23 protein-coding genes are annotated in these 24759 nt (G+C 43.6%); 4 read left to right on the forward strand and 19 right to left on the reverse strand.

The features are described 5' to 3' along the window. A partial coding sequence (locus QVP35_RS06925) for an Hpt domain-containing protein (RefSeq protein WP_288187789.1) occupies positions 1–325 on the reverse strand: 325 nt, incomplete at its 3' end. Positions 326–441: 116 nt separating this feature from the next. Between QVP35_RS06925 and QVP35_RS06930 the strand changes: the two genes are divergently transcribed. After that, on the forward strand, positions 442–1347 hold the full coding sequence (locus QVP35_RS06930; RefSeq protein WP_009290935.1) for a PHP domain-containing protein: 906 nt from the start codon (positions 442–444) through the stop codon (positions 1345–1347). Positions 1348–1375: 28 nt separating this feature from the next. Here QVP35_RS06930 and QVP35_RS06935 read toward each other — a convergent pair whose 3' ends face one another. Both QVP35_RS06935 and QVP35_RS06940 read right to left on the reverse strand, forming a co-directional pair. Beyond that, on the reverse strand, positions 1376–2794 hold the full coding sequence (locus QVP35_RS06935) for an MATE family efflux transporter (protein WP_009290934.1): 1419 nt from the start codon (positions 2792–2794) through the stop codon (positions 1376–1378). Between the two features lie 230 nt (positions 2795–3024). After that, the gene (locus QVP35_RS06940) at positions 3025–3606 is read right to left on the reverse strand and encodes a LysE family transporter (protein WP_009290933.1); all 582 of its coding nucleotides are present in this window, start codon (positions 3604–3606) and stop codon (positions 3025–3027) included. A gap of 140 nt (positions 3607–3746) precedes the next feature. Between QVP35_RS06940 and QVP35_RS06945 the strand changes: the two genes are divergently transcribed. Further along, a complete protein-coding gene (locus QVP35_RS06945; RefSeq protein WP_009290932.1) occupies positions 3747–4289 on the forward strand; it encodes a helix-turn-helix domain-containing protein in 543 nt (180 codons plus the stop codon). Positions 4290–4300: 11 nt separating this feature from the next. Here QVP35_RS06945 and QVP35_RS06950 read toward each other — a convergent pair whose 3' ends face one another. From QVP35_RS06950 to QVP35_RS07000, 11 genes are all read right to left on the reverse strand, one after another. Then, entirely contained in the window at positions 4301–4771 is a 471-nt protein-coding gene (locus QVP35_RS06950) for a VOC family protein (protein ID WP_006566358.1), read from the reverse strand. Further along, entirely contained in the window at positions 4768–6186 is a 1419-nt protein-coding gene (locus QVP35_RS06955; RefSeq protein WP_009290931.1) for an NAD(P)/FAD-dependent oxidoreductase, read from the reverse strand. Before QVP35_RS06955 ends, QVP35_RS06950 begins: the two co-directional genes overlap by 4 nt. A gap of 134 nt (positions 6187–6320) precedes the next feature. Beyond that, positions 6321–7475 (reverse strand): mannitol dehydrogenase, encoded by a 1155-nt coding sequence (locus tag QVP35_RS06960; RefSeq protein ID WP_022260951.1) that lies wholly within the window; start codon positions 7473–7475, stop codon positions 6321–6323. A 91-nt stretch (positions 7476–7566) separates the two neighbouring features. After that, on the reverse strand, positions 7567–8127 hold the full coding sequence (gene hxlB, locus QVP35_RS06965) for a 6-phospho-3-hexuloisomerase (protein WP_006566361.1): 561 nt from the start codon (positions 8125–8127) through the stop codon (positions 7567–7569). A 29-nt stretch (positions 8128–8156) separates the two neighbouring features. Next, positions 8157–8783, reverse strand: a complete 627-nt coding sequence (gene hxlA, locus QVP35_RS06970) for a 3-hexulose-6-phosphate synthase (protein ID WP_006566362.1) — start codon at positions 8781–8783, stop codon at positions 8157–8159. Between the two features lies 1 nt (position 8784). After that, complete coding sequence (locus QVP35_RS06975) at positions 8785–9939, reverse strand: mannitol-1-phosphate 5-dehydrogenase (RefSeq protein ID WP_009290929.1); 1155 nt, start codon at positions 9937–9939, stop codon at positions 8785–8787. Positions 9940–9958: 19 nt separating this feature from the next. Beyond that, the gene (locus tag QVP35_RS06980) at positions 9959–10402 is read right to left on the reverse strand and encodes a PTS sugar transporter subunit IIA (protein WP_006566364.1); all 444 of its coding nucleotides are present in this window, start codon (positions 10400–10402) and stop codon (positions 9959–9961) included. Between the two features lie 11 nt (positions 10403–10413). Beyond that, on the reverse strand, positions 10414–12492 hold the full coding sequence (locus QVP35_RS06985; RefSeq protein ID WP_022260952.1) for a BglG family transcription antiterminator: 2079 nt from the start codon (positions 12490–12492) through the stop codon (positions 10414–10416). Between the two features lie 63 nt (positions 12493–12555). Further along, the gene (locus QVP35_RS06990; protein ID WP_009290927.1) at positions 12556–13980 is read right to left on the reverse strand and encodes a PTS mannitol transporter subunit IICB; all 1425 of its coding nucleotides are present in this window, start codon (positions 13978–13980) and stop codon (positions 12556–12558) included. 322 nt (positions 13981–14302) lie between these two features. After that, positions 14303–15085: a DeoR/GlpR family DNA-binding transcription regulator gene (locus tag QVP35_RS06995; protein ID WP_006566368.1), complete on the reverse strand. Its 783-nt coding sequence runs from the start codon at positions 15083–15085 to the stop codon at positions 14303–14305. A gap of 3 nt (positions 15086–15088) precedes the next feature. Beyond that, complete coding sequence (locus tag QVP35_RS07000) at positions 15089–16342, reverse strand: zinc-binding dehydrogenase (protein ID WP_006566369.1); 1254 nt, start codon at positions 16340–16342, stop codon at positions 15089–15091. A 187-nt stretch (positions 16343–16529) separates the two neighbouring features. On the opposite strand from QVP35_RS07000, the gene QVP35_RS07005 reads away from it, so the two are divergent. Beyond that, positions 16530–17309 carry a class I SAM-dependent methyltransferase gene (locus QVP35_RS07005; protein WP_022260953.1) on the forward strand — a complete coding sequence of 260 codons (780 nt, stop codon included), beginning with the start codon at positions 16530–16532 and terminating at the stop codon, positions 17307–17309. 65 nt (positions 17310–17374) lie between these two features. Here QVP35_RS07005 and iolE read toward each other — a convergent pair whose 3' ends face one another. From iolE to iolG, 4 genes are all read right to left on the reverse strand, one after another. After that, positions 17375–18268: a myo-inosose-2 dehydratase gene (gene iolE / locus QVP35_RS07010; protein WP_022260954.1), complete on the reverse strand. Its 894-nt coding sequence runs from the start codon at positions 18266–18268 to the stop codon at positions 17375–17377. A gap of 15 nt (positions 18269–18283) precedes the next feature. Beyond that, positions 18284–19639: an MFS transporter gene (locus tag QVP35_RS07015; protein WP_009290924.1), complete on the reverse strand. Its 1356-nt coding sequence runs from the start codon at positions 19637–19639 to the stop codon at positions 18284–18286. Positions 19640–19703: 64 nt separating this feature from the next. Then, positions 19704–20492, reverse strand: a complete 789-nt coding sequence (locus tag QVP35_RS07020) for a hydroxypyruvate isomerase family protein (protein WP_009290923.1) — start codon at positions 20490–20492, stop codon at positions 19704–19706. Positions 20493–20494: 2 nt separating this feature from the next. Continuing rightward, positions 20495–21502 (reverse strand): inositol 2-dehydrogenase, encoded by a 1008-nt coding sequence (gene iolG / locus QVP35_RS07025; RefSeq protein WP_022260955.1) that lies wholly within the window; start codon positions 21500–21502, stop codon positions 20495–20497. A gap of 289 nt (positions 21503–21791) precedes the next feature. Between iolG and QVP35_RS07030 the strand changes: the two genes are divergently transcribed. After that, complete coding sequence (locus QVP35_RS07030; protein ID WP_009290921.1) at positions 21792–22841, forward strand: LacI family DNA-binding transcriptional regulator; 1050 nt, start codon at positions 21792–21794, stop codon at positions 22839–22841. Between the two features lie 58 nt (positions 22842–22899). On the opposite strand, the gene QVP35_RS07035 is transcribed toward QVP35_RS07030, so the two are convergent. Continuing rightward, positions 22900–24753 carry a PTS mannitol transporter subunit IICBA gene (locus tag QVP35_RS07035; protein ID WP_022260956.1) on the reverse strand — a complete coding sequence of 618 codons (1854 nt, stop codon included), beginning with the start codon at positions 24751–24753 and terminating at the stop codon, positions 22900–22902. Positions 24754–24759 lie beyond the last annotated feature (6 nt).

Consider the following 24759-nt stretch of genomic DNA (forward strand, 5'->3'; position numbering starts at 1 on the left):
CTACCTCTTTGTAAGCTTTCTGCACTTCTGAAAATAATCCATCTGCCTTCTCTGTCTCTTGTTCTCTTATGACGCTGACCAGGTCCGCCGATGCCTGAAATAGTTTTGAAAAACTCAGATTCGCCGCTACCCCCTTCAATGTATGCGCCGACATTTCCACCTGCGGCCAGTCTTTTGCCTCCATCGCTTCGCAAAGCCGTCCATAGGTCGGGTCATCCGGAAAATTCTTGACAAACTTCTTTAAAAGATTTTCATTTCCCATAAACCTTCCGATGATAACCGGATAATCTTCGCCTCTTCCTCTATAAAAGTCTTCTAAATTCATATCGATAGCCCCCTTTTTCTGTCTGATCAGTCTTTTATTTTAATAAGTATTTCTGTTAAATCCGCTTATCTTCATGATATAATATAATCAGCCAAATTACTAGGAGGAATTTAAAAATGAAAGCAGATCTTCACTCACATACTGTGCTGTCCGACGGCGCTTTAAACGTCGACCAGCTGATCTCCCAGGCAAAACGCGTCGGCCTGGATTATATCGCCGTAACAGACCACAATTCCACCCACTCTATTCCCGCTGTACTTGCTCTAGGAAAAGAACTTGGGATCAATGTCATCCCTGGGGTCGAGATCAACTCTGTTCACGAGGCTTCCGATACAAAACCTCATCTTCTCTGCTACTATCCTGCCGATGTAAAGAAGCTTCAGAGAAAGCTTGACCGTTATCTGGAATATCAGCGGCAGACGAAGCTTGCCATGTACGAAAAGCTCATGGAAGATTATCCGATCACGAAAGAACAGCTCTTTGAGGCTGCCCGGGAAAGTACTACCCTGTATGAAGTACATATGATGCAGGTCCTGGCTTCTCTGGGATATACAGGTACCCCTATCGGTGAACTCCACCAAGAGCTTTTTTCTTCCGGTTCTAAATACAAACTGACCCAGAAGGATCTGACAACACACGAAGCAGTCGGCCTGATCCGATCCTGCGGCGGTGTCGTAGTCCTTGCCCACCCGGGAGAATATAAAAATCCCATGCTCATGGAGATGCTCATTGAAGAAAAACTCATCGACGGTATCGAACTGAATCATCCGAGAAATGATGAGCGCACAAAGGACCATGTCAGATCTCTGGCCAAAGAACATGATTTATTTATGACCGGCGGCACGGATTTCCATGGTATATATACTAAGACACCTTATCCGATCGGCTCTTTTCTGTGCCCTGAAGAGGGGCTGGAACGTCTCATAGCTGCAGGCAAAGAAGCAAATGAATCCTATCTGCACTCCTCCAGACATGATGATGCTGATACTGCAGACGAAAAAGAAGCAGGAATCCCGGAATAAAGGGACCCTGCTTCAGACATTTCATAATCTACTCTGACACCAGATTTATTGTTTCTTCTCCTCTGTTAAAAGCTGTTTCTCTCTCCTCCTTTTCATCTTTTTTTAAATGTCCGAAAAGATACCGGGTTACGGCAATCACAGCGATGAATGAGATCATATCTGCCGCCGGCGCAGAATAAAGAGTCCCTTTTATCCCCAATAATTTTGGAAGAAATAGAACCAGCGGTACACTTAAAATAAAGTCTCTGAGCAGGGAGAGCCCCATTGAGAGAATTGGCTTCCCCAATGCCTGCAGAAAAATACTGACTGATTTTTGGATACAGCATAATACTATGGTACAAAGATAAGTTCTGAAAGCAAGAACCGCAAACTCATTGTAAAGTGCACTCTCATTTCCAAATAGTTTGATGATCTCCATAGGAAAACATTCGAATATGATCATGGAAAACACACCTACGCAGGCTTCCGCCGCCATCATCAGCTTAAATATCTTCTTCACTCTGTGGTTCAGTCCTGCTCCGTAGTTAAACCCGATCACTGGCTGGGAGCCTGCTGCGATGCCTACAGAAAAAGCAATCACAATCTGGAATACTTTCATAACAATTCCCACCACTGTCAGCGGAATATCAGACCCAAACCTGGACTGTGCTCCGTAAATCACGAGCATATTGTTCATTGCCGCCATAATGGCTACGATCGAAATCTGTGTCAGAAAGCTGCTGATCCCCAGAGAAAGCACCTTTTTAGAAATTATGGGGTCCACTCGAAAACATTCTGTTTCCATCTTTATAGATTTCATATGGCAAAGATAATAAACTGCCAGAATCGCTGACACAATCTGACCGGTAATCGTAGCCAGGGCTGCACCCATCATTCCCCAATGAAATACAAAAATCATAATCGGATCCAGGATCACATTGATAACTGCACCAATCAAAGTAGATATCATTGCAAACTGAGGGCTGCCGTCTGCCCTGATAATAGAGTTCATGCCATTGGAAAACATAAAAAACGGAATTCCAATCATGATATACACAAAATATTCCCTGGCATATGCAAAGTTATTCTCTGTCGCGCCAAAAGCCTTCAGAAACTGATCCTTAAACAGAAAAAGTAAAACAGTAAAAACCACACCTGCTGCCACAAGCAGCACAATCGCATTTCCTACGCTCTTTCTGGCTCTGTCCTGATCTTTGCACCCCTGGCAGATACTTAAGTTTGCTGCACATCCGTCTCCAACCATCAGTGCCATCGCGAGTGCAATGATCGTAACCGGGAACACCACGTTGGTAGCTCCATTTCCCAGATATCCGATCCCCTGCCCGATAAAGATCTGGTCTACAATATTATAAAGAGATGACACCAGCAGTGACATAATACACGGAACAGAAAATTTCAGCATGAGTTTCCCAATACTCTCCCGTTCCATAAAATGATTCTTTTCCATAAATTCCTCCAAACTTTTCATTGATTCATACAGAAAAAAATAGCGGGACTATAAGACTGTAACTTTCGCTGCGATTAGAGTCTTATAATCTCGCTACCATTTTCATTTCTGTCATATATTTATTTTCTAATATTTAGTATAGCAGGGTCATTCAAAGCTTCATAAGTCTTTTTTTATTTTTTGCCCATTTGCCCAAAAACAGCTGAATGAATCTTTGTTTTTTTGTGAATTTACATAAATAGTGAGACTGCACAGTAGATCAGCAGAAGAACCATCACCAGATTGACCGCACGGAAATGTTTTGAGAAAAAATTGCAAAAAGCCGACCCAAACAATGCCCATACAAAAGATCCTGACGCACCGATCAATGATAACATAATCGTAAATGCTGCTAAAGCGCCTGTCGACTGATAGGCGGGAAGAATATAAAGTGACATGGCTGTTATAGCATAAATGTATATTTTAGGATTAGCAAACTGTAAGATCATTCCCGAGAGAAAGCTGGCTTCACTTCCTCCGTCTGAAGTCATATCATTGGAACTCTTCCACAATTTCCATGCCAGGAACAGCATATAGGCAGCCCCAAGAAACTGCATGACAAATCTAATTTTTGGAAGAGAAGAATAAAGTGCCGTACTGAAAACCGTACAAATTGTCATAACTGCCGTAAAGCCGGCCAAGATCCCAAGATTAAAACGTACGCTGCGGCGAAATCCAAGGCGTATGGCATTGCTCATAGAGAGCAGATTATTTGCCCCCGGAGTATAAGCAGTTATAAAACAATAAATTACAAAATCATATAGATGCAGCAAATGAAACCTCCTTTTCTATTTACAATCCCGTTTCAAAATAATATAATAATACAAAACAGTTATTATATTGCACTCGTATGATATAATAATACAATTTGTACAATATATTGTCAATAGAAAGGAGTCTTTCTTTGGATACAATGAATTTAATTGTTGCCAAAAACATTAAACGTCTCCGTGAAAAGCAGAAACTCAGCATGGAGGCACTTTCAAAATTAAGCGGTGTCAGTAAAAGTATGCTGGCCCAAATTGAGCGCGGGGACGGGAACCCAACGATATCAACCTTGTGGAAAATATCAAATGGCATGAAGGTACCCTTTGATGCCTTGACTGTCCGTCCAAAAACTCCATACGAAATCATTAAGACAGCAGACATAGAACCGCTGCTGGAAGATTCGGGAAGGGTTAAAAATTATCCGCTTTTTCCGGATGACGCCGACAGGAAATTCGCCGTATACTATCTGAAGTTGGAACCATACAGCCGCTGGGAGTCCGAAGCACATCTGAAAGGAACGACAGAATTTATCACTGTATTTCACGGAGATCTTGAAATATGCGCTGATTATCACAAATTTACCTTAACAAAAGACGAAAGTATACGATTTCCGGGAGATACTGCTCACTCTTACCGCAACACCGGAAACGATACTGTCGTCTTATATATGATCCTATTTTATCCATAGAACTCAAAGGATCATTCTTCCTTATCTAAAAGTTTTTGCAGATCTTCTGCCGAGGCATCCATCTTGCTGGAAACTTCTTCCATAGTAAGTCCCGAATCCAGAAAACGGGTAATTACCATTTTCATTGACTCTCCCACTTCGATGAGATGCCCGTCCGGATCATAAAACCTGATGACACGCTGTCCCCAGCTGTGCTCGATCACATCTCCCAAATGCTCAGCATCCGGATAAGTTTTCAGTTTTTTCAAGAATCCATCGAAGTCCTCTTCTTCAAAGCAGATCTCGATGTTATTTGTTTTTTTCAGAACTGCCTCTTTTGGTATGTTCACCAGCCAGTCAAAGTCCTGCTGCAGTGCAAGTCCGCAAGTAAAGGATATATTGATGCCATAATCCTGGTAAAGCTCCAATCCGAATAAATTCTCATAAAACTTTCTGGATTTCTTAATGTCCGATACGGATAAGACGGTACATATATATCTCATATAGATACTCCTTTCGCAGTTAAAATACTCCTGGCTGCGCTCAGCCCGTTAGCCGATGCCTGCTGAAGGCCCCTTGTGACTGAGGCTCCGTCACCGATTGCCCGAAGGCCTTTGATGTTGGTTTCAAACGCCTGGTCTGTGACGACTTTATTGGAATAAAATTTCACTTCCACTCCATAGAGCAGCGTTTCATCACTGGCCATCCCCGGCGTCACCTGATCCAGTGCATAGATCATCTCTTCAATCGCTTTCATAATTCTGTAAGGAAATACCAATGACAGATCCCCCGGCACCGCATCCCTTAACGTCGGCGTGATGTTGTTTCTGAGAAGGCGTTCCTCTGTCGTTCTGCGTCCCCGGACAAAATCTCCGAACCTCTGGACAAGGATCTTTCCGTCGCAGAGCATATTGCTGAGCTGCGCGATATGTTTTCCATACTGGATGGGCTCTTTAAACGGCTTCGTAAAATTTTTCGATACAAGAATTGCAAAATTAGTATTCTTTGTCTTATATTTTTCTGCCTTATATGCATGGCCGTTTACTACTGCAAGTCCGTCCTCATAATATTCTGTGGCCACTTCTCCTGAAGGGTTGGTACAGAACACGCGGACTTTATCGTCAAAGGTCGGCGTATAATATACCAGCTTTGCCTCGTACAGGCTCTTGTTCAGTTCTTCCATGATTTCATCCCGAACCTCCACTCTGACGCCTACGTCTACGGTTCCCACCTCAGTCGCAATCTCGTGTTCCCGGCACAGGTTGCTGAGCCATTCAGATCCTTCCCTGCCCACGGCGGCAACAACTTCCTCTGCATAGAATGTCTCTCCTTTATCGGTGACCACACCCCTCACCCGTCCTTTTGCAGTCAGAATATTATCAACCATGGTGTTAAATTCCATCCTGACCCCCACGCCAAGCAGGTGCTCCTGAAGCCTTTGGTATATCTTATATCCCTCTTCCGTGCCAAGATGCCGAATCGGACACTCGATTAATTTCAGATTGGCTTTAATTGCCTTTTTTCTGATCCTTGCAATTTCTTTTTCTTCATTCAATCCATACACTTTTGTGTCCGCTCCAAATTTCAAATAGATCTGGTCCGATTCTTTCAGAAGCTGCTCTGTTTCTTCGTATCCAAGGATCTGCGGCAGATTTCCGCCCACATCCGGAGAGAGGGAAAGCTTTCCGTCAGAAAAAGCTCCTGCACCTGCAAATCCGGTCGTAATGGAACATGGCTTACAGCCCACACACACTTTTGTTTTCCTTTTGGGACAGGACCGGTCTTCAATCCTTCTTCCCTTCTCTATCATTAAGATCTTTAAATCCGGTTTCTTTTGTGAGAGTTCATACGCACAGAAAATCCCCGAAGGCCCTGCTCCTATAATAATGACGTCAAATTTATTTTCCACAATATACACACCCTTTCCTGTATTTTTCCACTGTTGTTAAACATAAAATACAGACTTATTGTAACATAGGATCAGGATAAATAACAAAGAAAGCTGTCTCCCCAATGAAAAGGAACACAGCTTTTTTGCCAAAATTATTCTTCTTATTTTATCAGTCCTCTGTCTTCCAGAGCTTCATATTCTTCCACTACTTTTCTCAGAATAGGGCTGTCTTTTTCAAGTTTCGTATATTTATACACAGTCTCTTCGATCCCCAATTCTTTGATTTCCTCCTGAAGCTTTACCGCATTTTCATCCTCTGGCTCCGTATATCCAAAGCCGGCTGCCATACCTTTTGCAATCGCTTCATAAGGGAGACCATGTTTGAGGCACCTCTGTGCAGCTCCGGTAAGCCTGTCTCCTCTGGAAAGTTTTCTTATCGGATCAAATGCTACTCTGTAGATGGAATCCGGAATCTCTCCCATCGGCGTCGGAAGATTTTCCAAATGATCCAGCTCCTCTTTTGTAATATCGTATTCTTCCATGATCATATCGAGAATCTCTTTATGCGCCTGATAAATAATGCCGGCAATCTCCTCATCTTTTTCGGCATCCGGTATCGTTTTATAACCTTTCAGATAACCCCAGAAAGCAGTTGACGCATGAGGTCCATTGATTGCAAACACTTTTAAATCCTTCAGAGTTTCTATCTGGTCATTCAGTTCCAGCCATTCAACATCGCTGAAATCATTATATACAGGAGTCTGAATCAGAAGCGAAGCAACCGCCATCGTCACTATCTCAGTGGCATAGTGAGTCTGTGCATCTGTTCCTCTCCGGATAATAGAATCTCTGACTGCTACATTCGTATCAAACCACGCTTTCACATCATCCGGGAGTTTTTCCTTAAAACTTTCTATAATTTCCGGGATCAGATAATTTTTGTTTGTCACACAGATAGCGGTCAGCTTTTTCTCAGGCTGCTTTTTATAAAACTCAGTGAAACACTTAGATAAATAATGTCCTGCTTCCCTAAAATCTTTTGGATAAAGCGGCAGCATAATAACATCCGTATTCAAAAACGCATCCATGCAGGAATAATTTTCATCACAGACATAAGCCTCATACCCTGAGACAGTCCGGTTCTCAATAGAATCTACCCTGTGGACTTCCACGTGATAACTCCCTGTCCTCTTTAGTTCCTCGACCACCCTCGGATCCTTGTCTAAAAAAGCGATTTTCCATCCGGCATTATCGAATGTTTCTCCAAAAAATCCTTTTCCAAGGCGTCCTGCTCCTACAATCATAACCTGTTTCATAGTCTGAAATTCCTCCCTACTGTCATGTCTTCTGGTATTGTGTTATATAAAAGGGGCTCCGGAAAGAGCCCCTTTTATATCATATTTGTTATTACTCCATATTTGCATGTCTTGCAAACAGATCGTCATCTGACTGACTTGTAATCCTCATCAGATCCATAACCATACAGTCATATGTAATCCAGCTTAACTGCTCGAATCCGGAACCGGCAGCCTGAACAGTTCCCGCACCCTCATGATTGTCACACTTCTTCGTAACTCCCGGAAGAGTGATTACCGCATCTGCCATAGATCCGATCGTGTTCTCAGGGAACATTGTAATGGTCGCTACCTTTGCTCCCTGGCTCTTTGCCTTTTTGGCATTAGACACAAGGCTCGCGGTATTTCCGGAACCGGAACCGACGATCAGCAGATCTCCTGCCTGAATCGACGGTGTGGTCGGCTCGCCAACAAAGTATACGGTATACCCAAGATGCATCAGACGATTAGAAAATCCTCTGGCAGCAAATCCGGAACGTCCCGCACCGCTTATAAAGATTCTTTTTGCCTCTGTGATCAGTTTTTCCACTGCCTCGATCTGTTCATTATCTACTTCTTTTGCGTTGTCGGTTAATTCTCCGAGAATCGCCATCATATTTTTACATTCTGTCATAATCTTTCCCTCCAGTCTCAATTTGTGGTTTAAAGCATCGCGTCTTTGATCGCTTTTGCTTCCGCAACCGGATCTTCTGCATGTCCGATCGCAGATCCTACAATAATAATCTCCGGTTTTAAGGCAACATATTTATCGATGGTCTTACTGTTAATACCTCCGGCCACAGCGATCTGAGCCTTCTTTGCATGTTCTGTCATAACCTGAAGATCCTGGATCGGCTCTCTGCCTGCTGCCTGCTGGTCAGCCCCTGTATGAACTGCCAGGATGTCAACTCCGATTTCTTCCATCTTTGCAATTCTAGTCGGAAGATCTTCCACACAGATCATATCCACAACGAGTTTTCTGTCATAGTCTCTTGCCGCTTTTAAAGCGCCTTCAATGGTCAGGTTATCAGAAACACCCAGGATTGTAGCATAAGCAGCACCTGCCTCATAGGCATAGCTTGCTTCCAGATATCCGCCGTCCATGATCTTTAAATCGGCCAGGATCTCTTTGTCCGGGAAGAAACGGTGGAATTCACGCACACCCCTCATTCCTTCGTCCATAACGAAAGGAGTTCCCACTTCGATAATATCGACATGCTCCGCAACCTTGTCAGCGAAACGCAGTGCATCTACAAGGTTCATTTCATCTAAAGCTAACTGTAATTTCATATTATTTTCCTTCCTTTAATTCGTTGTAATCTTTGACGATCTCATCAAACATCCTGGTTCCCGCTTCAATACCTGTAAAATGAGTCACTGCATCTTCAATGCCGTTGTCAGCCACATACTGCATCATCTCAACAGACTGCTCATCCTCTTTGACGTCGAACAGGAATGTCGCTGCAATACCTCTCAGGAGAAGTGTATTTTTGAGTCCCCTCTCCTCACATTGTACAGCCGGTCCTACCAGACGGTCATTCGGTGCAAGCTTTCTGATCGGCGCCCTGGAGATACGTGTGATCGTGTCTTTGATACCAGGAGTACAAAAACGGTTTAATGCAAACGTAATGTAGTCTTCCATTTCCTTCTCGGTAAATCCGTGTTTTGCAACCATCAGAGCCGCAACTTCTCTCATGACTTCTCTTGTCATTTCAATGTTTTCCGGCACCGCGAAGTAATCCTGGATGATCTCATATCCCATCAATTTTCCGATATAACCGGACCATGCGTGTCCGCAGTTGATTGTATAAAGTTTTCTCTCCAGGAACTTCTGAAGATTATCGGTATATTCTGCTCCGGCAATCGGAAGTTTCTCTGGGTCTACCAGCTTATTCACTTCCACTGCCAGCTCGTGATCTTTTCCGATGTCAATTCCGTCTCTGCCGTCTTTGTCGGTACCGAATACCATACGGTCTACTGCCGTATTCGGGAATGCCGCTGCTTTTAGGAAGTCATCCTCAGAAGCAATTTCAGTTTTGACAAGTTCCTTTAAGAGCAGATCTCCGTTGAACAATGCGTTCTCACAAGGAATTACATTGACTCTTTCTTTGCCTGCTTCCAATCTGGCTTTCAGCCCTTTTGCGAGAGTACCTGCAATTTTAGGGAAATTGTCTGCCAGCACTGCCGTAGTGACTACGTCTGCTTCCACGATTGCCTCCACGACTTTGTCTTCTTCTGTGATCGGAGAGAGAGCGGAAACCTTGTCGATTTCTTTTCTCCTGTAATCCTCCTCGATCACGTATAAGTAGTAGTTATGGTATTTGTTCAGTTCCTCGTTGACTTTCTCATTTACGTCCACGAATACGATTTCATATCCTGTATCATGCAGCAAGTCTGCGATGAACCCGCGGCCGATCTTGCCAGCCCCAAAGTGTACTGCTTTCATTTTATTCCCTCCGTCTGTTTTAGCGGACCACATCTTTAAATACATTCAGTATTTCTTCTTTGGTCTTTGCATTTCTAAGTTTTTCTACGTTGTCAAGATCTGAGCATGCCACTGCGATATCTCCTAAAATCTCAATATGCTCATTGTTCTTACCTGCAATTCCAATGATGACATTTGCAGTTTTTCCTTCATAGTCTACGCCCTCAGGAACCTGGATAAAGGAAATTCCTGAAGCCATAATCCTTTCTTCGGATTTTACGATGCCGTGCGGAATCGCAATGTGATTGCCGATGTAGGTAGAGACCACTTCTTCCCTCTTCAGCATATCATCTATATATTCTTCTTTTACGTAACCATTGTCTGCAAGGATCTGTCCCGCAGCCCGGATAGCCTCTTCCTTCGTAGCAAAGGATGCGTTCAATCTGATGTTGTCTTCGTTAAAAATACTCTTCTTATCTGCCATAATGAAACCTCCTAAATTGATTCTCCTATATAATGTCTGAACCTGTGTCCAAAGCATTGCCTGATTTCTTCTTCGTCGCCCTTCTCTATTAACTTCATGACATCCCGGTCTTCGATGATCAATTCAGTAATATATCGCAGAAACATCTGCTGTACTTCTTCCATTTCCGTTGGATAGAAGAAAAATATAATGTTACTGACCGCATCACCCTCCTGAGGATCGACCATTCGTTTCTCTTTTAAATGGTAGACGAAAAGAAGCGGTTTTTTTATTTTCTTTAAATAACACTCAAAGTAACTGATTTCCGTCGTCGGTATGGTAAAACGGCATTCATTTCCATGCCGGATCACATAATTCTTAATCTCCTGTTCACCGATAAAGATTCCGGCTTCCCAGATCGTGTGTTCCAAATTTGAAAATAAGTGGTTTTCATCCTTCAGATTATTAATTTCATACACATGGAATTCAGCCAATAAGTCTACTGCCCACGTAGTTAATTGTTTTAACTGTTTTAAAGATACAATACTGTTGCTGCTTTCTAACTCCGCCGCCTTTCTTTCCTGTTCCTCAATCTTCCTTAAAGTCTGATGCTTATGCCTTCTAATTTTTTCTTTTACAATCTCCAGCTCATTATCGTTCAGGAGCGGAGAAACTTTCAGATACTCCCTGTCTTTTAAATACAGCGGGATGGTTGACAGGATCAAGTCATAATCGTTTAAGTCTTCTTCTCCCAGCCCTACCAAAGATACAATCTTTCTTACATAAATCTCGGGTATCTCCCTCTCCAGACGGCTGGCCAGCATCTTGGAAGATCCCATACCGCTGGAACATACCACCAGCACCCGGAATGTCTTCTTTGTAATGTTGTCCAATGATACCGCAAAATATAATACCAGATACCCTATCTCATCATCCGGAAAATAATCATCCGGAAATACTTTTCTGACCGTATCTTTTATAATGGAAAACAGCTGCGAATAATCTTTTTCAATGTCGCGGATAATTGGATTCGAGATACTCATTCCGCTCCTTGTCCGCACCAGGGCTTTATCGATATGCGTCAGCAGTCCGTCCATAAGCTTTGTATCCTGGCTCAGAGTAATGCCCATACGCCCTTCCACCAGTTCTACAAACTCTTCAATCTTTGGCTTGAGCACAAAATTTTTGACAAACACATTTTCATTGTTCCTTTTTCCGACACTGATATCCATAACCCACAGAAGATATTCTTTTTCTGCCTCGTCCAGGGAAATGGAATATTTCTTTTCCAGCATCCGGATCAATGCGGCGACAACCTTCTTCTGGTTCTTGTCCACTTGTTCCACAGTAAAATCTGTACTGTATTTCCTGTTTCCGATCTTGTGTCTGCGGATCAGCAGTGACACCAGCATGACTAATTCTGCATAGTTCTGGTCAAGTATCTGATAATTTTTTTGGATCAGTTTATGGCTGATATCTCTTAATATTTTTTCACATGTCTGAAACAGGTCCATATAACCATATTCATCCAGCTTCTGCATAAAAGAATGAAACTGCCTGACATTCCCTGCAAGCCAGTGTACTATCACATCCACATCTGTGTTTTTCATGATGATATTGACCATCAGATGATCCCTCGCCACCTGCTCACCGCTCAGGCAGATTCCATCTCCCTTTTTTGAGATTAATTTAATATTGTACTCCGGAAGAATTTTCTCAATCTTTTTCAGATCATTCCTGATTGTCGGGAGGGATGTACCCATATCGATTGCCAATGCTTCTGTCTTCATGAAGTCATCCTGATGAAGCAGTTCTAAGAGAACCAAATACATTCGTTCCTTAGGGTCTACTACCTGGAGTTTTTTATGTTCCCCTAATTCTGTCTGGAGTTTCTGAATAGGTTCAGGCAGACCGACAGCCCGGATTCCTTTTTTGCTCACCGTTTCCAACGTAATCTGATACTGCCTTAACACTTCTGTCACCTCAGGGATTTCCCGGTATACGGTCCTCTCTGAGACATTCATCTTGTTGGCAATATCTTTCATGGTTACGAAACCACGGCTGCTTAAGACAATCTGTATGATATCTTTTACACGATTAGACATCAGCATAATTTTGCAGCTCCTTTACTTAGAAGGCGCCATAATTCTTCAATTATGGCGCCGCAGTCTGACTTATTCAGCCATGTCTTTAATCTTCTTGGCAATTGCTGCCTGTTCAGCCGCATCCAGGAAGTTCTCGATCGCAATGACCGGTACACCTGCCGGAGCCGCACTGCTCGCAGCTTCATATAAGTTTTCATTCGTTACGATAACATCGATGTCAGCCGGAATCTGATGTATGGACACATGATTTACGTCTATGGACATTCCGATCTTATTCAGCTGTGTCTTCAGCATGGAAGCTCCCATGGCACTGGACCCCATTCCCGCGTCACATGCAAATGCTACTTTTTTAACCTTGCGTTTTGGAAATTCAACATCGTTTGCTGCAACGGCTTTCTTCTCTTCTCCAGGAGCACTGTGGCTTTCAACAAACTGACTCATGTCGATTCCGCCTACTTCTCCGACCTCATCGTCCGGTGTCTTATCCCGTTTGAGGAAGAATGCAACGATAACAAACGATACAATCGCAGCTATGACATATCCGGCCAGATTGACGAACAGCTTTCCTTTCGGTGACATAATTGCCAAGGCAATGATTGATCCAGGTGATACTGCTGCAACGGCACCACCGCCCATGATCTGGAACCAGAATAACGCTGCGATGGAACCGCAGATCGGTCCAAGAATAGTAACAGGTTTAATCAAAGCATAAGGGAAAGATACTTCACCGATACCACCGATGATCTGAATGATCGCTGCACCAGGTGCAGATTTCTTTGCCATACCTTTTCCAAAGCACATAAATGCAAGTACAAGTCCTGCCCAGTTACCGCCGTTTGCCTCTACAAGATACAGAATAGATTTTCCTGTCTCTGCAGCCTGTTCAATCGCAAGCGGAGTAAAGATACCGTGATTGATCGCGTTGTTTAAGAACAATACCTGTCCTGGTACAACGAAGATTGGTGTGAATGGAAGGATGCTGTGATCGATCGCAAAGTTAACACCGACTGTTAAGACACTTGTAATACCTGCAAAAAGCGGTGTGATTACAACGAATCCCGCGATCATCATCAGTGCTCCAATGATACCCATGGAGAAGTTGTCTACTAACATTTCCAGACCTGGTTTTACACGTCCTTCTAACAATTTGTCAAACTGCTTGATGATCCATGCACCGAGAGGTCCCATGACCATACCACCGATCATCATGGTTGCTTCTGAACCAATGACAACACCGATTGTTGCAAGTGTACCTGCAACGGCACCACGTCTTCCATATACTGTATGACCTCCGGTGTATCCAAATAACAACGGGATCAAGAACTTAAGTGTCGGGCCTACGAGTTCGTTCATCTTTTCATTTGGGAAATATCCTGTCGGAATAAATAATGCTGTGATAATACCCCATGCAATCAGGGCACCAATGTTAGGCATTACCATTCCTGAAAGGAATCCGCCCATTTTTTGGACTTTAGCTTTGAAACTACTTGCCATAATAATCCTCCTTTTTTCCTTCTCTTTTTGGTATAATTTTTTGCTGCAGTTAATGGTTCATATCTGATAAACGTTTATCTATAATTCCATTATATTGATTGTATTTCCATACGTCCACTATTGCCAGTGGTAAATTTTGCAGAAGATTTTTTGACAAGATTTTCTTACATTTTCCTCCTTTTAATAACCTTATAAACCGCATAAATACGCGGTTTGTCAGTTCTATCCAACGCAAAAAAGGAAGAAAAATTCTCAATAAATTTTCTTCCCTTTTTGCTTGACAATTTTTTAAATTATAACCGGTGGTAAGATAATTTCCAGGTTATTCCTGACCTTTCATCTTACACACCCTGACCTTGATTCCCTGCTTCTCAAGTTCTTTTTTGTCGGCAGTCTGGATTCCCTCATCAGTGATCAGATATTTAAAATCACTGTTCCTCGCAAACCGGCAAAAGGTCTTCCGTCCAATCTTCGTACTGTCGCACAGCATATATGCTTCTGTTGCGGTCCTCATCATCGCACGCTTCATCGCCGCTGTCTCCTCATTGGGCGTGGTCAGCCCTTTGGAAACTGACAAAGCGTTTGGTGACAAGAACAGTTTATCCACGGAAATCCTCTCAAGAAATTCAATCCCCAGGGAACCAAAGGTACATTCAAACTGGTTCCTCACAGTTCCTCCGATCAGTATCACCTGAATAGAAGGCTTTTTCTGCAGTTCAAGAGCGATGTTCAGATCATTGGTCACTACCTTCAGGTCATTAAAGTCTGTCAGAACCTTTGCAAATTCCAGCATGGTAGAACCGCTGTCGATCAGGATAATATCTCCTTCCCTGACGAACTCTTTGGCACCCTGTGCAATGATCCTCTTTTTATCGGGATTTAAGTTCCACCTGGAGGCAAGAAATGCCTCCTTTGTGACTTCTTCTTCCTTTAGCAGTGCGCCCCCGTGGGTCCGAATCAGGTGTCCCTCTTTCTCCAATTCACTTAAATCGGACCTTATGGTGGCGCCGGTCACATGAAATTCTTCCGACAGTTCATGGATGCCAGCCCTCTTATGTACCCTCATATAAGCCAGCAGTTCTTCTTTCCGCTCTCTTGCAAACATAAGTTATACTCCGAAATGATCCAGTAAAATTTCTTCTGCTTCTTTGTTCCACAATCCCTGATTTTTGTCGCATGCATCGGCAAGCTTCGCAAACAGAGGATCGGTCTCACCCAGTTTTCTGAAGTCTTCAATCGCTGTCAGAGGCATATCAAACTGTGTATAGGTAAGTTTCTTTCCCCCCGGTATCTCAGGTAAATGAAGAGTTGTATCAACGATTGCGTCAATGCCTCCCACATGAGTGATCATAACAGCAGGATTGACCTCTTTCTTGGCGATCAGATCGAGCGCTTCCAGAAGGTCTGCCTTAATGCCCCCTGAAGATCCCAGAAGCTTCGTATTTCTGTAATGGCAGTCATAGAGGTTCATGTCTGCGGAAAATTCACTGTCAGAAGGACCTGCGAACAGGTTCATGCAGCCGTCGAATGCAAGGATCTTGTTTCCTGTCTCTGCAATCGCTTTTACCGGAGCGTAAACAAATACGTCATGGTATCCCTCTCCTCCGGTGAGATCCATCAGTTCTTTGACCTCATCATCCATCTTTGCTGTGTTTACATAATGTAATTCCACACCTCTTGCTTTTGCATCTTCCTCAGAGATCACTTCTCTGGCCCGGTTGATTCGGTCGTCGTTGATCTCCGTAACAACAACCGTCTTCGGTTTGTTTTCCATGGCAAGTGCATAACTGATTGCGCCCAGTCCCATCGGTCCGCATCCTCCGAGGATCGCAATGTTCCCTCCCGCTTTTGCGCCGATAAAATGTTCGTGTGTCTCCGGCTTCGTATGATAGTTCGCCATATATCCGCCGATGATACAGTACATAGGCTCTGACACAGATACTTCATAGAAAGCATCCCCGTCATAGTGGAGCAGACAACCCTTCTCAATCACATCATTAGGAACGATGCAGTATGTCACTGCGCCTCCGAAGTGTTCATAGGAATACCCCGGTGCTCCCATCTGATCCGGAATCCCCGGAAGTACTACAAATCTCTCTCCCACTTTATACTCGTCTGCCCACTTTTCTCCGACCTGCTCGATCACACCGGAAAATTCATGGCCGATGATGACCGGACGTTCTGCTATGTCATCCGGTACGCGGATATGTCCGCTTCCCAGCTTGACTTCTTTCCATGTAGACATACAGATGCTGTCACTCATGACTTTCAAAAGCACCTCGTCTTCTTTGATCTCCGGCAGTTCAAACTCTTCCAGCCGAATATCCTTTGCCCCATACATTCTCACACCTTTAGCCTTCATAATTCCCTCCTGGCTTTTTAAAAATTTTTAATATTTTTTAAAAATTTCGTATTTTTTTCATTTCACAAATATCATACCACGGGTTCTCTTATTTGGCAACAGGCAATTTGTTTGTACGTACCAACTTTAACTTAGTATATGGTATACTGAAAAAAACTAACTTTAATTAAAAAGGAGATGAATACAGGTGACTACCTATGAATTCAATGGTCAAAAATATGAACAGGCTTCCAGACATCAAAAAGAATGGGGGCAAAAACTTTTCTCGGACCTTCATCTTAACGGCAATGAATCTATTTTAGATCTGGGCTGCGGGGACGGGGTCTTGACGGAACAGTTGTCCATGCTGGTGCCCGAAGGCAGTGTTATTGGAATCGATGCTTCAATCGGAATGATTGATACTGCAAAAAAACGTAAAAAAAAGAATCTTCAGTTTCTTAATATGGATATGGCAGACATGAACTTTATGAATCAATTTGATGTCATTTATTCCAACGCCGCACTGCATTGGGTGAAAGATCATTCTCGTCTCTTAAACCAATCCTACTCCGCTCTAAAACCTGGAGGAAAGATCCTATGGAATTTCGCCGGCGAAGGGAACTGCTCGGATTTTTTTGAAATCACCCGTAATATGATTCAAACGGAACCATATAAAAAGTATTTTCAATCTTTTCAATGGCCTTGGTATATGCCTTCAAAATTTGAATATGAAGGATTAATGAACCTCACAGACTTTAAAAACATCGTGGTCACAGAAGAAAATGCAGACCGGTTTTTCACTGATGCCGAAGAAATGATTGGCTGGATCGACCAGCCCAGCCTTGTCCCTTTTATGCAGTATGTACCCGAAGAATTAAAAGAAGCATTCCGAAACGAGGTTATAGACGCTTCACTGAAAAGAGCCATACAGCTGGACGGCACATGCTTTCAGCCTTTTCGGAGATTAAAAGTCAGCGCAACAAAATAAATACTGCACAAATTTCAAGAGAGGGGGAGCCATTGTACGGTCCCCCCTCATTTATGATACTTCTCTTACAGTCCTGTTTTTTCGGCAATATATTTTCTTGCTTTTAAAGCGTACTCTAAAGGATTTGCCAGCGCAGGATCTTGTTCTGCCTCCACGACCACATAACCCTCATACCCTTTTGATTCAATGAGATTAAAGATCGGTTCAAAATCCACATCACCGTCTCCGGGAACTGTAAAAGTTCCGTTCCGGACTCCCTGTAAAAAACTCCACTTCTCTGCTTTGGCGCGCTTTACAACATCCAAGCGAAGATCTTTTAAGTGAATATGCCTTGTGCGTTCTGTATATTTTTCAAAAATCTTTACAGGAGAAATTCCCGCGAAAGAACAATGACCGCTGTCAAAAAGAAGAAATACAGCTTCCGGATCGACAGACTGCATAAAGCGGTCGATTTCTTCCTCTGTCTGGATCACGGTTCCCATATGATGATGATAGGTCAGCGTCATCCCGATTTCTTTTGCCGCCCTTCCAAGCCTGTTAAGTCCCTCAGTCAGCGTGTCCCATTCACCATCATCCATCACATATTTTTCTTCAAAAACCGGTACATCTTTCCCTTGAATACTGTAACTCTGCTCAGATACACCGATGACCCTGGCCCCCATATCTTTTAAAAATCTTGCCTGTTTAAGGAATTCTTCCTCAACTTCTTCATAAGGTTTTGTAAGCAGAAATGTAGAAAACCAACAGTTACAGATTTCTATTCCTCTGAGTTCCAGCGCTTTTTTTAATACTTCTTTATCTTTCGGATATTTCCCGCCGATCTCTGATCCAGTAAATCCGGCTAGCGCCATCTCGCTGACACATTGTTCAAATGTGTTCTCCTTGCCTAGATCCGGCATATCATCGTTTGTCCACCCAATCGGCGCGATCCCCAGTTTGACTTTCTTTTTATCTAACATTATATTCTTCCCTTCCTATGCCTGATTCATTTCACGTTCAGCCAATTCTTTTGAAATTTTCGGATACTCTTTGTCCAGTTTATAAATCAGCAGCAGGATGATCGCTGCCGCCCATATGATAACCGGGCCAAATTTATAAATATTGCCAATCGTAGTGACAGCAGAACCCGGCTGAACTACATTTCCGCTGGTGGAACTGATATATCCGCTGGCCGTCATCAGGCCTGTCATCAGCGCACTCGTAACACCGGTTCCGACTTTAAATCCAAGGCTTGCTCCGCCGAAGATCAGACTTTCCTGACGGAACCCGTTTTTCCAGTAACCGTATTCCACCACATCGCCCAGCATACCGAAAATAGTTGCTGAAAGCTGGGATACGCCTATGGACCGGATCAGAGTCACGCCAAAGAACCACTGAAAGCTGAATGGGTTTGCCAGGATCAGCAGGTGGGAGACCACTGCCAATACACTTCCGGCCAGTGTGACATTTCTCTTTCCCCATCGTTTGATCAGAAATGGACATGCCATAGCTCCCAGGATCATGATTGCTGTTTCCAGGAAATAAAGTGTGCTGTACATCCATGAGTCATTTTTAAAAATATATTTACAATAATAAGGAAGATCTGTACCTACGATCGTCTGATGGATAACCTGGATAGACCAAAGTCCCAAAACACACCAGAAATATTTATTTGTCACCAGCGCTTTCAGATTTTTCTTTACAGACACCTTTTTCTCTTTTTTAACGTCAACTTTTACTGTCTCTTCACATTGAAAGAAGCAGAACAAAAGAAGCACTACCGCAATCGCCACCCATATGAACATCGTCTTGACCCATGCAGCCTGGTCATCTCCGAATACCTTCACCAAAGGCATCGTGAAAGTTACAGAAATGATTCTGCCTACCGGTGATAAGATCATGCGGAAGATAGAGAGCAGATCCTGCTGGTATGAGTCTCTCGTCATCATCGTTGAGAGAGAGCCGTACGGAACATTGATCGCTGTATAGATTACGGTTGTTGTCAGATTATAAGTTACAAATATGTAAATGCCTTTTACAAACTCCGTAGTATGAGGCACGGTGAACATCAAAATAGCCGCTATGGCATAAGGGACTGTCATCCATAAAAGCCACGGCCTTGATTTTCCCCATCTTGACTTGGTCCGATCCACTAAAAAGCCCATAATAAGATCCGAGCTTCCGTCAAACACTCTGGATATCAGCATAACCATACCGATGGTGATTGGTGATACTCCTGCATAGTCTGTATAAAATAAAGTTAACAGTGTAGAAATCATGCCGTAAACAATATTGCACGCCGTATCCCCGCAGCCATATGCAACTCTTGTTCCAAATGTTATCTTCTTCATAATTTATATCCGTCCTTTTCTATGAAAGCCGGAAGGGATCGCCCATCCCGGTACATTCGATGCATCAGCACTCTTCCATGATTGCCTTAACTGCTGTCTTGGTATCTGTCAGCGGGAATAATTCGTATCCCACATATCCGTTATATCCACATGCTTCCAGATGCCGGATAACTTTCTTATAATTGATCTCCCCGGTACCCGGTTCGTGTCTTCCGGGAGCATCCGCCACATGGATATGTCCGAACTGATCTCCGTAATTTGTAATAGTGTCGCAAATACAGCCTTCATTGATCTGCATATGATAGACATCATATAATAATTTCAGCCTGGGAGATCCGATCAGGCGGCAGATTTCTGCTCCTGTCTGGGTATATTTAAGAAAATTTCCCTCATGGTCTGTGGTAATGTTCAGTGCCTCAAGATTCAGGTTAATCTCTTCTTTTTCTGCAAGCTCTGCACACCCTAAAAGTGTATCATACATAGAACAGAGTTTCACTGTATCAGACAGATTATCATAATGGTCAACCACAACACCGCCGTCTCCCAAGGCATTAGAATGAATCGTGACACTGAGTGCTCCGACTTTTTTGGCGGCCTCAATGGATTTTTTGAGGTCTTCCAGATACTTTTGCTTATGCTCAGGGTCTACAAGAGAATAATCAGCATCTCCGTTGAATCCGCTGATTTGAATCCCCGCATCCTCCGCCGCTTTTTTTGTCTCATCAAGATCTCTGATTCTCCAGTCCCAGAATTCCACTGCAGCAAATCCATCGTCTTTTGCTGCCTGAAAACGCTCTGCCCAGGGCAGTTCCGTGTATAAGGTATCAATACATGCACATTTATTCAGACTCATTTTTATTCTACCTCCGCAATTTTTACCGGTCTTCCCTCTTTCAGAGATTTTGTCGCTGCCGCCGCCATCAATACAGGATACAATCCGTCTTTCCCGCCTACCGGTGTTTCCCTGTCATTCAGAACCGCATCTGCAAACGCCTGAATTTCAGATACAAAAGCACCTGTATAGCGGTCCCACATGACCTTATATGTATTCTCATAACTGGTCTGGTTCTCATCAGATACAACGACGGTATTCGGAACATCATTTTCATTTCTGACACATCCCTTGGAACCGAATACTTCCACTCTCTGATCGTATCCATATACCGCTTTACGGCTGTTGTCGATCGTTGCGATTGCTCCATTTTCAAATTTAAGTGTCACTACAGCAGTGTCCACGTCCCCTGCTTTTCCAATTTCCGGATCTACCAGCACTGAACCTGCCGCATGGACTTCTGTCACTTCAGATCCTGCTAAGAATCTTGCCATATCAAAATCATGGATCATCATGTCATAGAAAATTCCTCCGGACACCTTTACATATTCGATAGCCGGCGGCTCCGGATCTCTGGAACTAATCTTGATCATATGGACATCTCCGATCTTTCCGGATTTCACCACATCGTACACACCCCGGTGATTATGGTCAAATCTGCGGCAGAATCCGATCTGAAGTTTCACATTGGCATCTTCTGCTGCTTTAATCGCTTCATGAACCTTATCCAGATCATAATCCACAGGTTTCTCACAGAAAATGTGTTTTCCGGCTTTTGCGGCCTCAATAATATACTTTGAATGAGTATCCGTGGACGAACAGATCAGGACTGCCTCAATCTCAGGATCATTTAAAATATCTTCGGCATCTTTTGCCACTTCCGCGACTCCAAGTTTTTTTAAATATCCTTCTGTCTCCCCATTCATAAACGGATCTGCCACTGTCTTAATCTGAACCTCCGGCACGAACATTGAAATATTTTTTGCATGTACCTTCCCGATTCTTCCTGCTCCGATAATTCCTACTTTCATTTGATGAACCTCACTTTCTTATTTGTATTGATGATTTGTGTTTTTGTATCATTTATGTGCTTTTGCACTTATAAGTATAGTTTTCACGAGCCGAAATGTCAACAAAATCACTGTATATTAATTATTTTTGTGCATTTTATTCTGTTTGTGTTTTTGCACACAACGTATTTATCAGGATTTATATTGAATTTTTTTGTGAAATATGACCAACTCAAGGGATTGCGGCTTGCGCCCTGTTATGGTAGAATGCAAATGCACACAAAGAACGTAAAAGAAAGAAGGCATTCCGATGAAAAAGAAACCTACGATACAGATGGTTGCTGAAAAGGCCGGTGTTTCCAGAGGCACCGTAGACCGGGTATTAAATAACCGGTCCCATGTGAGTCCGGACGTCCATGACAGGGTCATGAAAGCGATCCAGGAAACAGGTTATTTGTCTCCGAGGCAAGCATATCAGACAAAACTGTCCAAAGTTTCCTATCCCAAGATCAAGTTGGGAGTTCTGCTCCCCAATTGGACAGGACATTTCAAAACAGAGGTCCTGCGCGGCATTGAAGCTGCCCGCTCAGAGCTGGAGGATTTTCATGTAGAAATCATTTTAAAGGAATGCCAGACAGACATTCCCGGAGAAGTGATCGAACTGCTGGATGAACTGCTGGATGAAGAAGTGCAGGGAATCGCCATGTGTGCCATCAACAATCCTTCCATCGAAACGCATGTTTCAGCACTGACCGAAAACAACTTTCCGGTCATCACACTGAATTCAGATCTTCCGGACAGCAAAAGGCTGTGTTTCATCGGCCAGGACTATAATAAAAGCGGCCGCATCGCCGCCGAACTTTTAAGCAAGTGTATCCCGTCTTCCGGAAACATTCTGGCAGCGGTGGGCAGCCTGGAGTTTGACGGACACCGGACACGTCTTGAGGGTTTTCTTGAAAGAATGGGTGAAGTTGGATTTCAAAAAGATCAGATACAGGTCATTGAGACGTATAACGACTACCAGACTACGTTCAGAAAAGTTTCTGAGACAATCCAGCAGAATCCTAATATCTGCGGCATTTACATGGCGAACCGGAGTGTGGCCGGATGTACAGAAGCAGTCAGTACTCTCGGCATAAAAGGTTCTATAAAGATCATCTGCCACGATATATCAGAGGATACAAAACGCCTGCTCCAGAACGGAAGTATAGATTTTACGATTTCTCAGGATATTTTCAGACAGGGATACCTGCCAATGATTTATTTAAGAGACTATCTGCAGAAAGGAAAACTTCCGGCAACAGAAGAGACAAGCACAAATATCTCTATTATCTGTTCTCAGAATATAGAGAACACTTAACTTTATAACAAACATCGCAATAGGAGCTCCTGCATTAAATACAGAAGCTCCTTCTTTTTTATTTCAGCATATCCAGGACGTCCTGGACATTGCCGGCTGTCTTTAATTTATCCAGATTCTCCTGACTGTCGATCACCTGAGTGATCTTTCCGAGCAATTCCAGATGTTCATTTCCAACTCCGGCGATTCCGAATACTAACTGTGCTTTTTCATCTCCAAAATCAACACCGTCAGGATACTGTACCAGAACAATACCCGTTTTCTTAACCTTATTTTTGGCATCTCCGGTTCCGTGAGGGATCGCAACTCCCATTCCAAGGTAAGTGCTAACTGTCCGCTCTCTCTCCTGCATAGCCTCAATGTAATCTTTTTCTACATAGCCGAGTTCATAGAGTAAGTTTCCTGCTGCCTCAATGGCTTCTTCTTTGGAAACGCTCTTCTGCCCGAGTCTGATTCCTTCTTTTACCATGACTGTTGGCTTTGCTTTAGTCTCTGAGATCACCTGCTCCGCTTCCGGCGCAGCTTCTTTATCTGGCGCAGCACCTTCTCCCTGACTCTCTGCCAGTTTGTCATACAGGCCGTCAATAGCCTCATCCTGAAGAAAGTTTCTGATCGTCACAAGCTGTGCGTTCGGCGCACTCTTTGCCGCGCGGTCCGCGAGAACTTCCTGACAGACTACCACATCCGTATCGGCAGGCACCGTATCCACTGAGGAATTGATCACGGTAATGCCAAGTCCCAAAGGCTTGATCCTGTTCCTGAACTTTGTTGCTCCCATAGCGCTGGAGCCCATACCTGCGTCACAGGCGAATACGATCTTTTTAATCTCTCCTGCTTTCTTTGCAATCCCTTTGCTGGCTGCTTTCATACTCTGGACACTGTCTGAAGCCTCCTCCAGACTTTTTCCGTTGGACATTTTAATGATCGGGGCCGCCACAAGGAAAGAAACAACCGCGGCGATCACAACGCCTAGCAGTACCATCAATGTAGATCCTTTCGGGGCCATCGTAAGGAAAGCGATGATAGATCCCGGTGAGGCCGGTCCGGTAAGCCCGACGTTAAATAAAGAATAATAGAACACTGCACAGGCAGATCCTGCGATAGATGCCAGGATGACAACCGGATTCATCAGCACATACGGAAAATAAATCTCATGAATTCCCCCGAAAAAGTGGATGATGATCGCACCCGGAGCGGAATCCTTTGTCCTCTTGTCTTTGGAGAACGCCCAGTATGCGGATAATACTCCAAGTCCTGCTCCAGGGTTTGCCTCTATCATATACATAATGGATTTTCCGGCGGCCTGTACCTGCTCTCCTCCGATCGGAGTGAAAATACCATGATTAATCGCATTGTTTAAGAACAATACTTTTGCCGGTTCCACAAATACGGATACCAGTGGCAGCAGGCTGTGCCCGATCAGGAAATCAACACCGGCTGTAAGCACTGTAAGGATCGCTGTCATAACAGGCCCGATCAGGTAATATCCGATGATTGCTAATATCATTCCGATGATACCTACGGAAAAGTTGTTGACCAGCATTTCAAACCCTGCCGGGATATGTCCGTCCACTGCCTTGTCAAACTTTTTAATGACCCATCCCGCAAACGGACCCATAGCCATGGCTCCCATGAACATAACTTCGTTGCTTCCGCAGATAACACCCAAAATAGCGATAACTGCGATAACTCCGCCCCGTTCTCCGGCCACAAGCTTACCGCCTTGATAACCGATCAGAACCGGAAGGATGTACTTCAGCATCGGATCGACCATTGTTGCAAGTTTTGCGTTCGGGAACCAGCCCTTTTCAATAAACAGTGCTGTAATCAGTCCCCATGCAATGAATGCACCGATATTCGGCATCACCATTGCACTCAAAAATTTCCCAAATTTTTGTACTGCGTTTTTCATATATCC

Source organism: Anaerostipes sp. CAG:276, assembly GCF_000432215.1.
Lineage (GTDB): Bacteria > Bacillota > Clostridia > Lachnospirales > Lachnospiraceae > Anaerostipes > Anaerostipes caccae.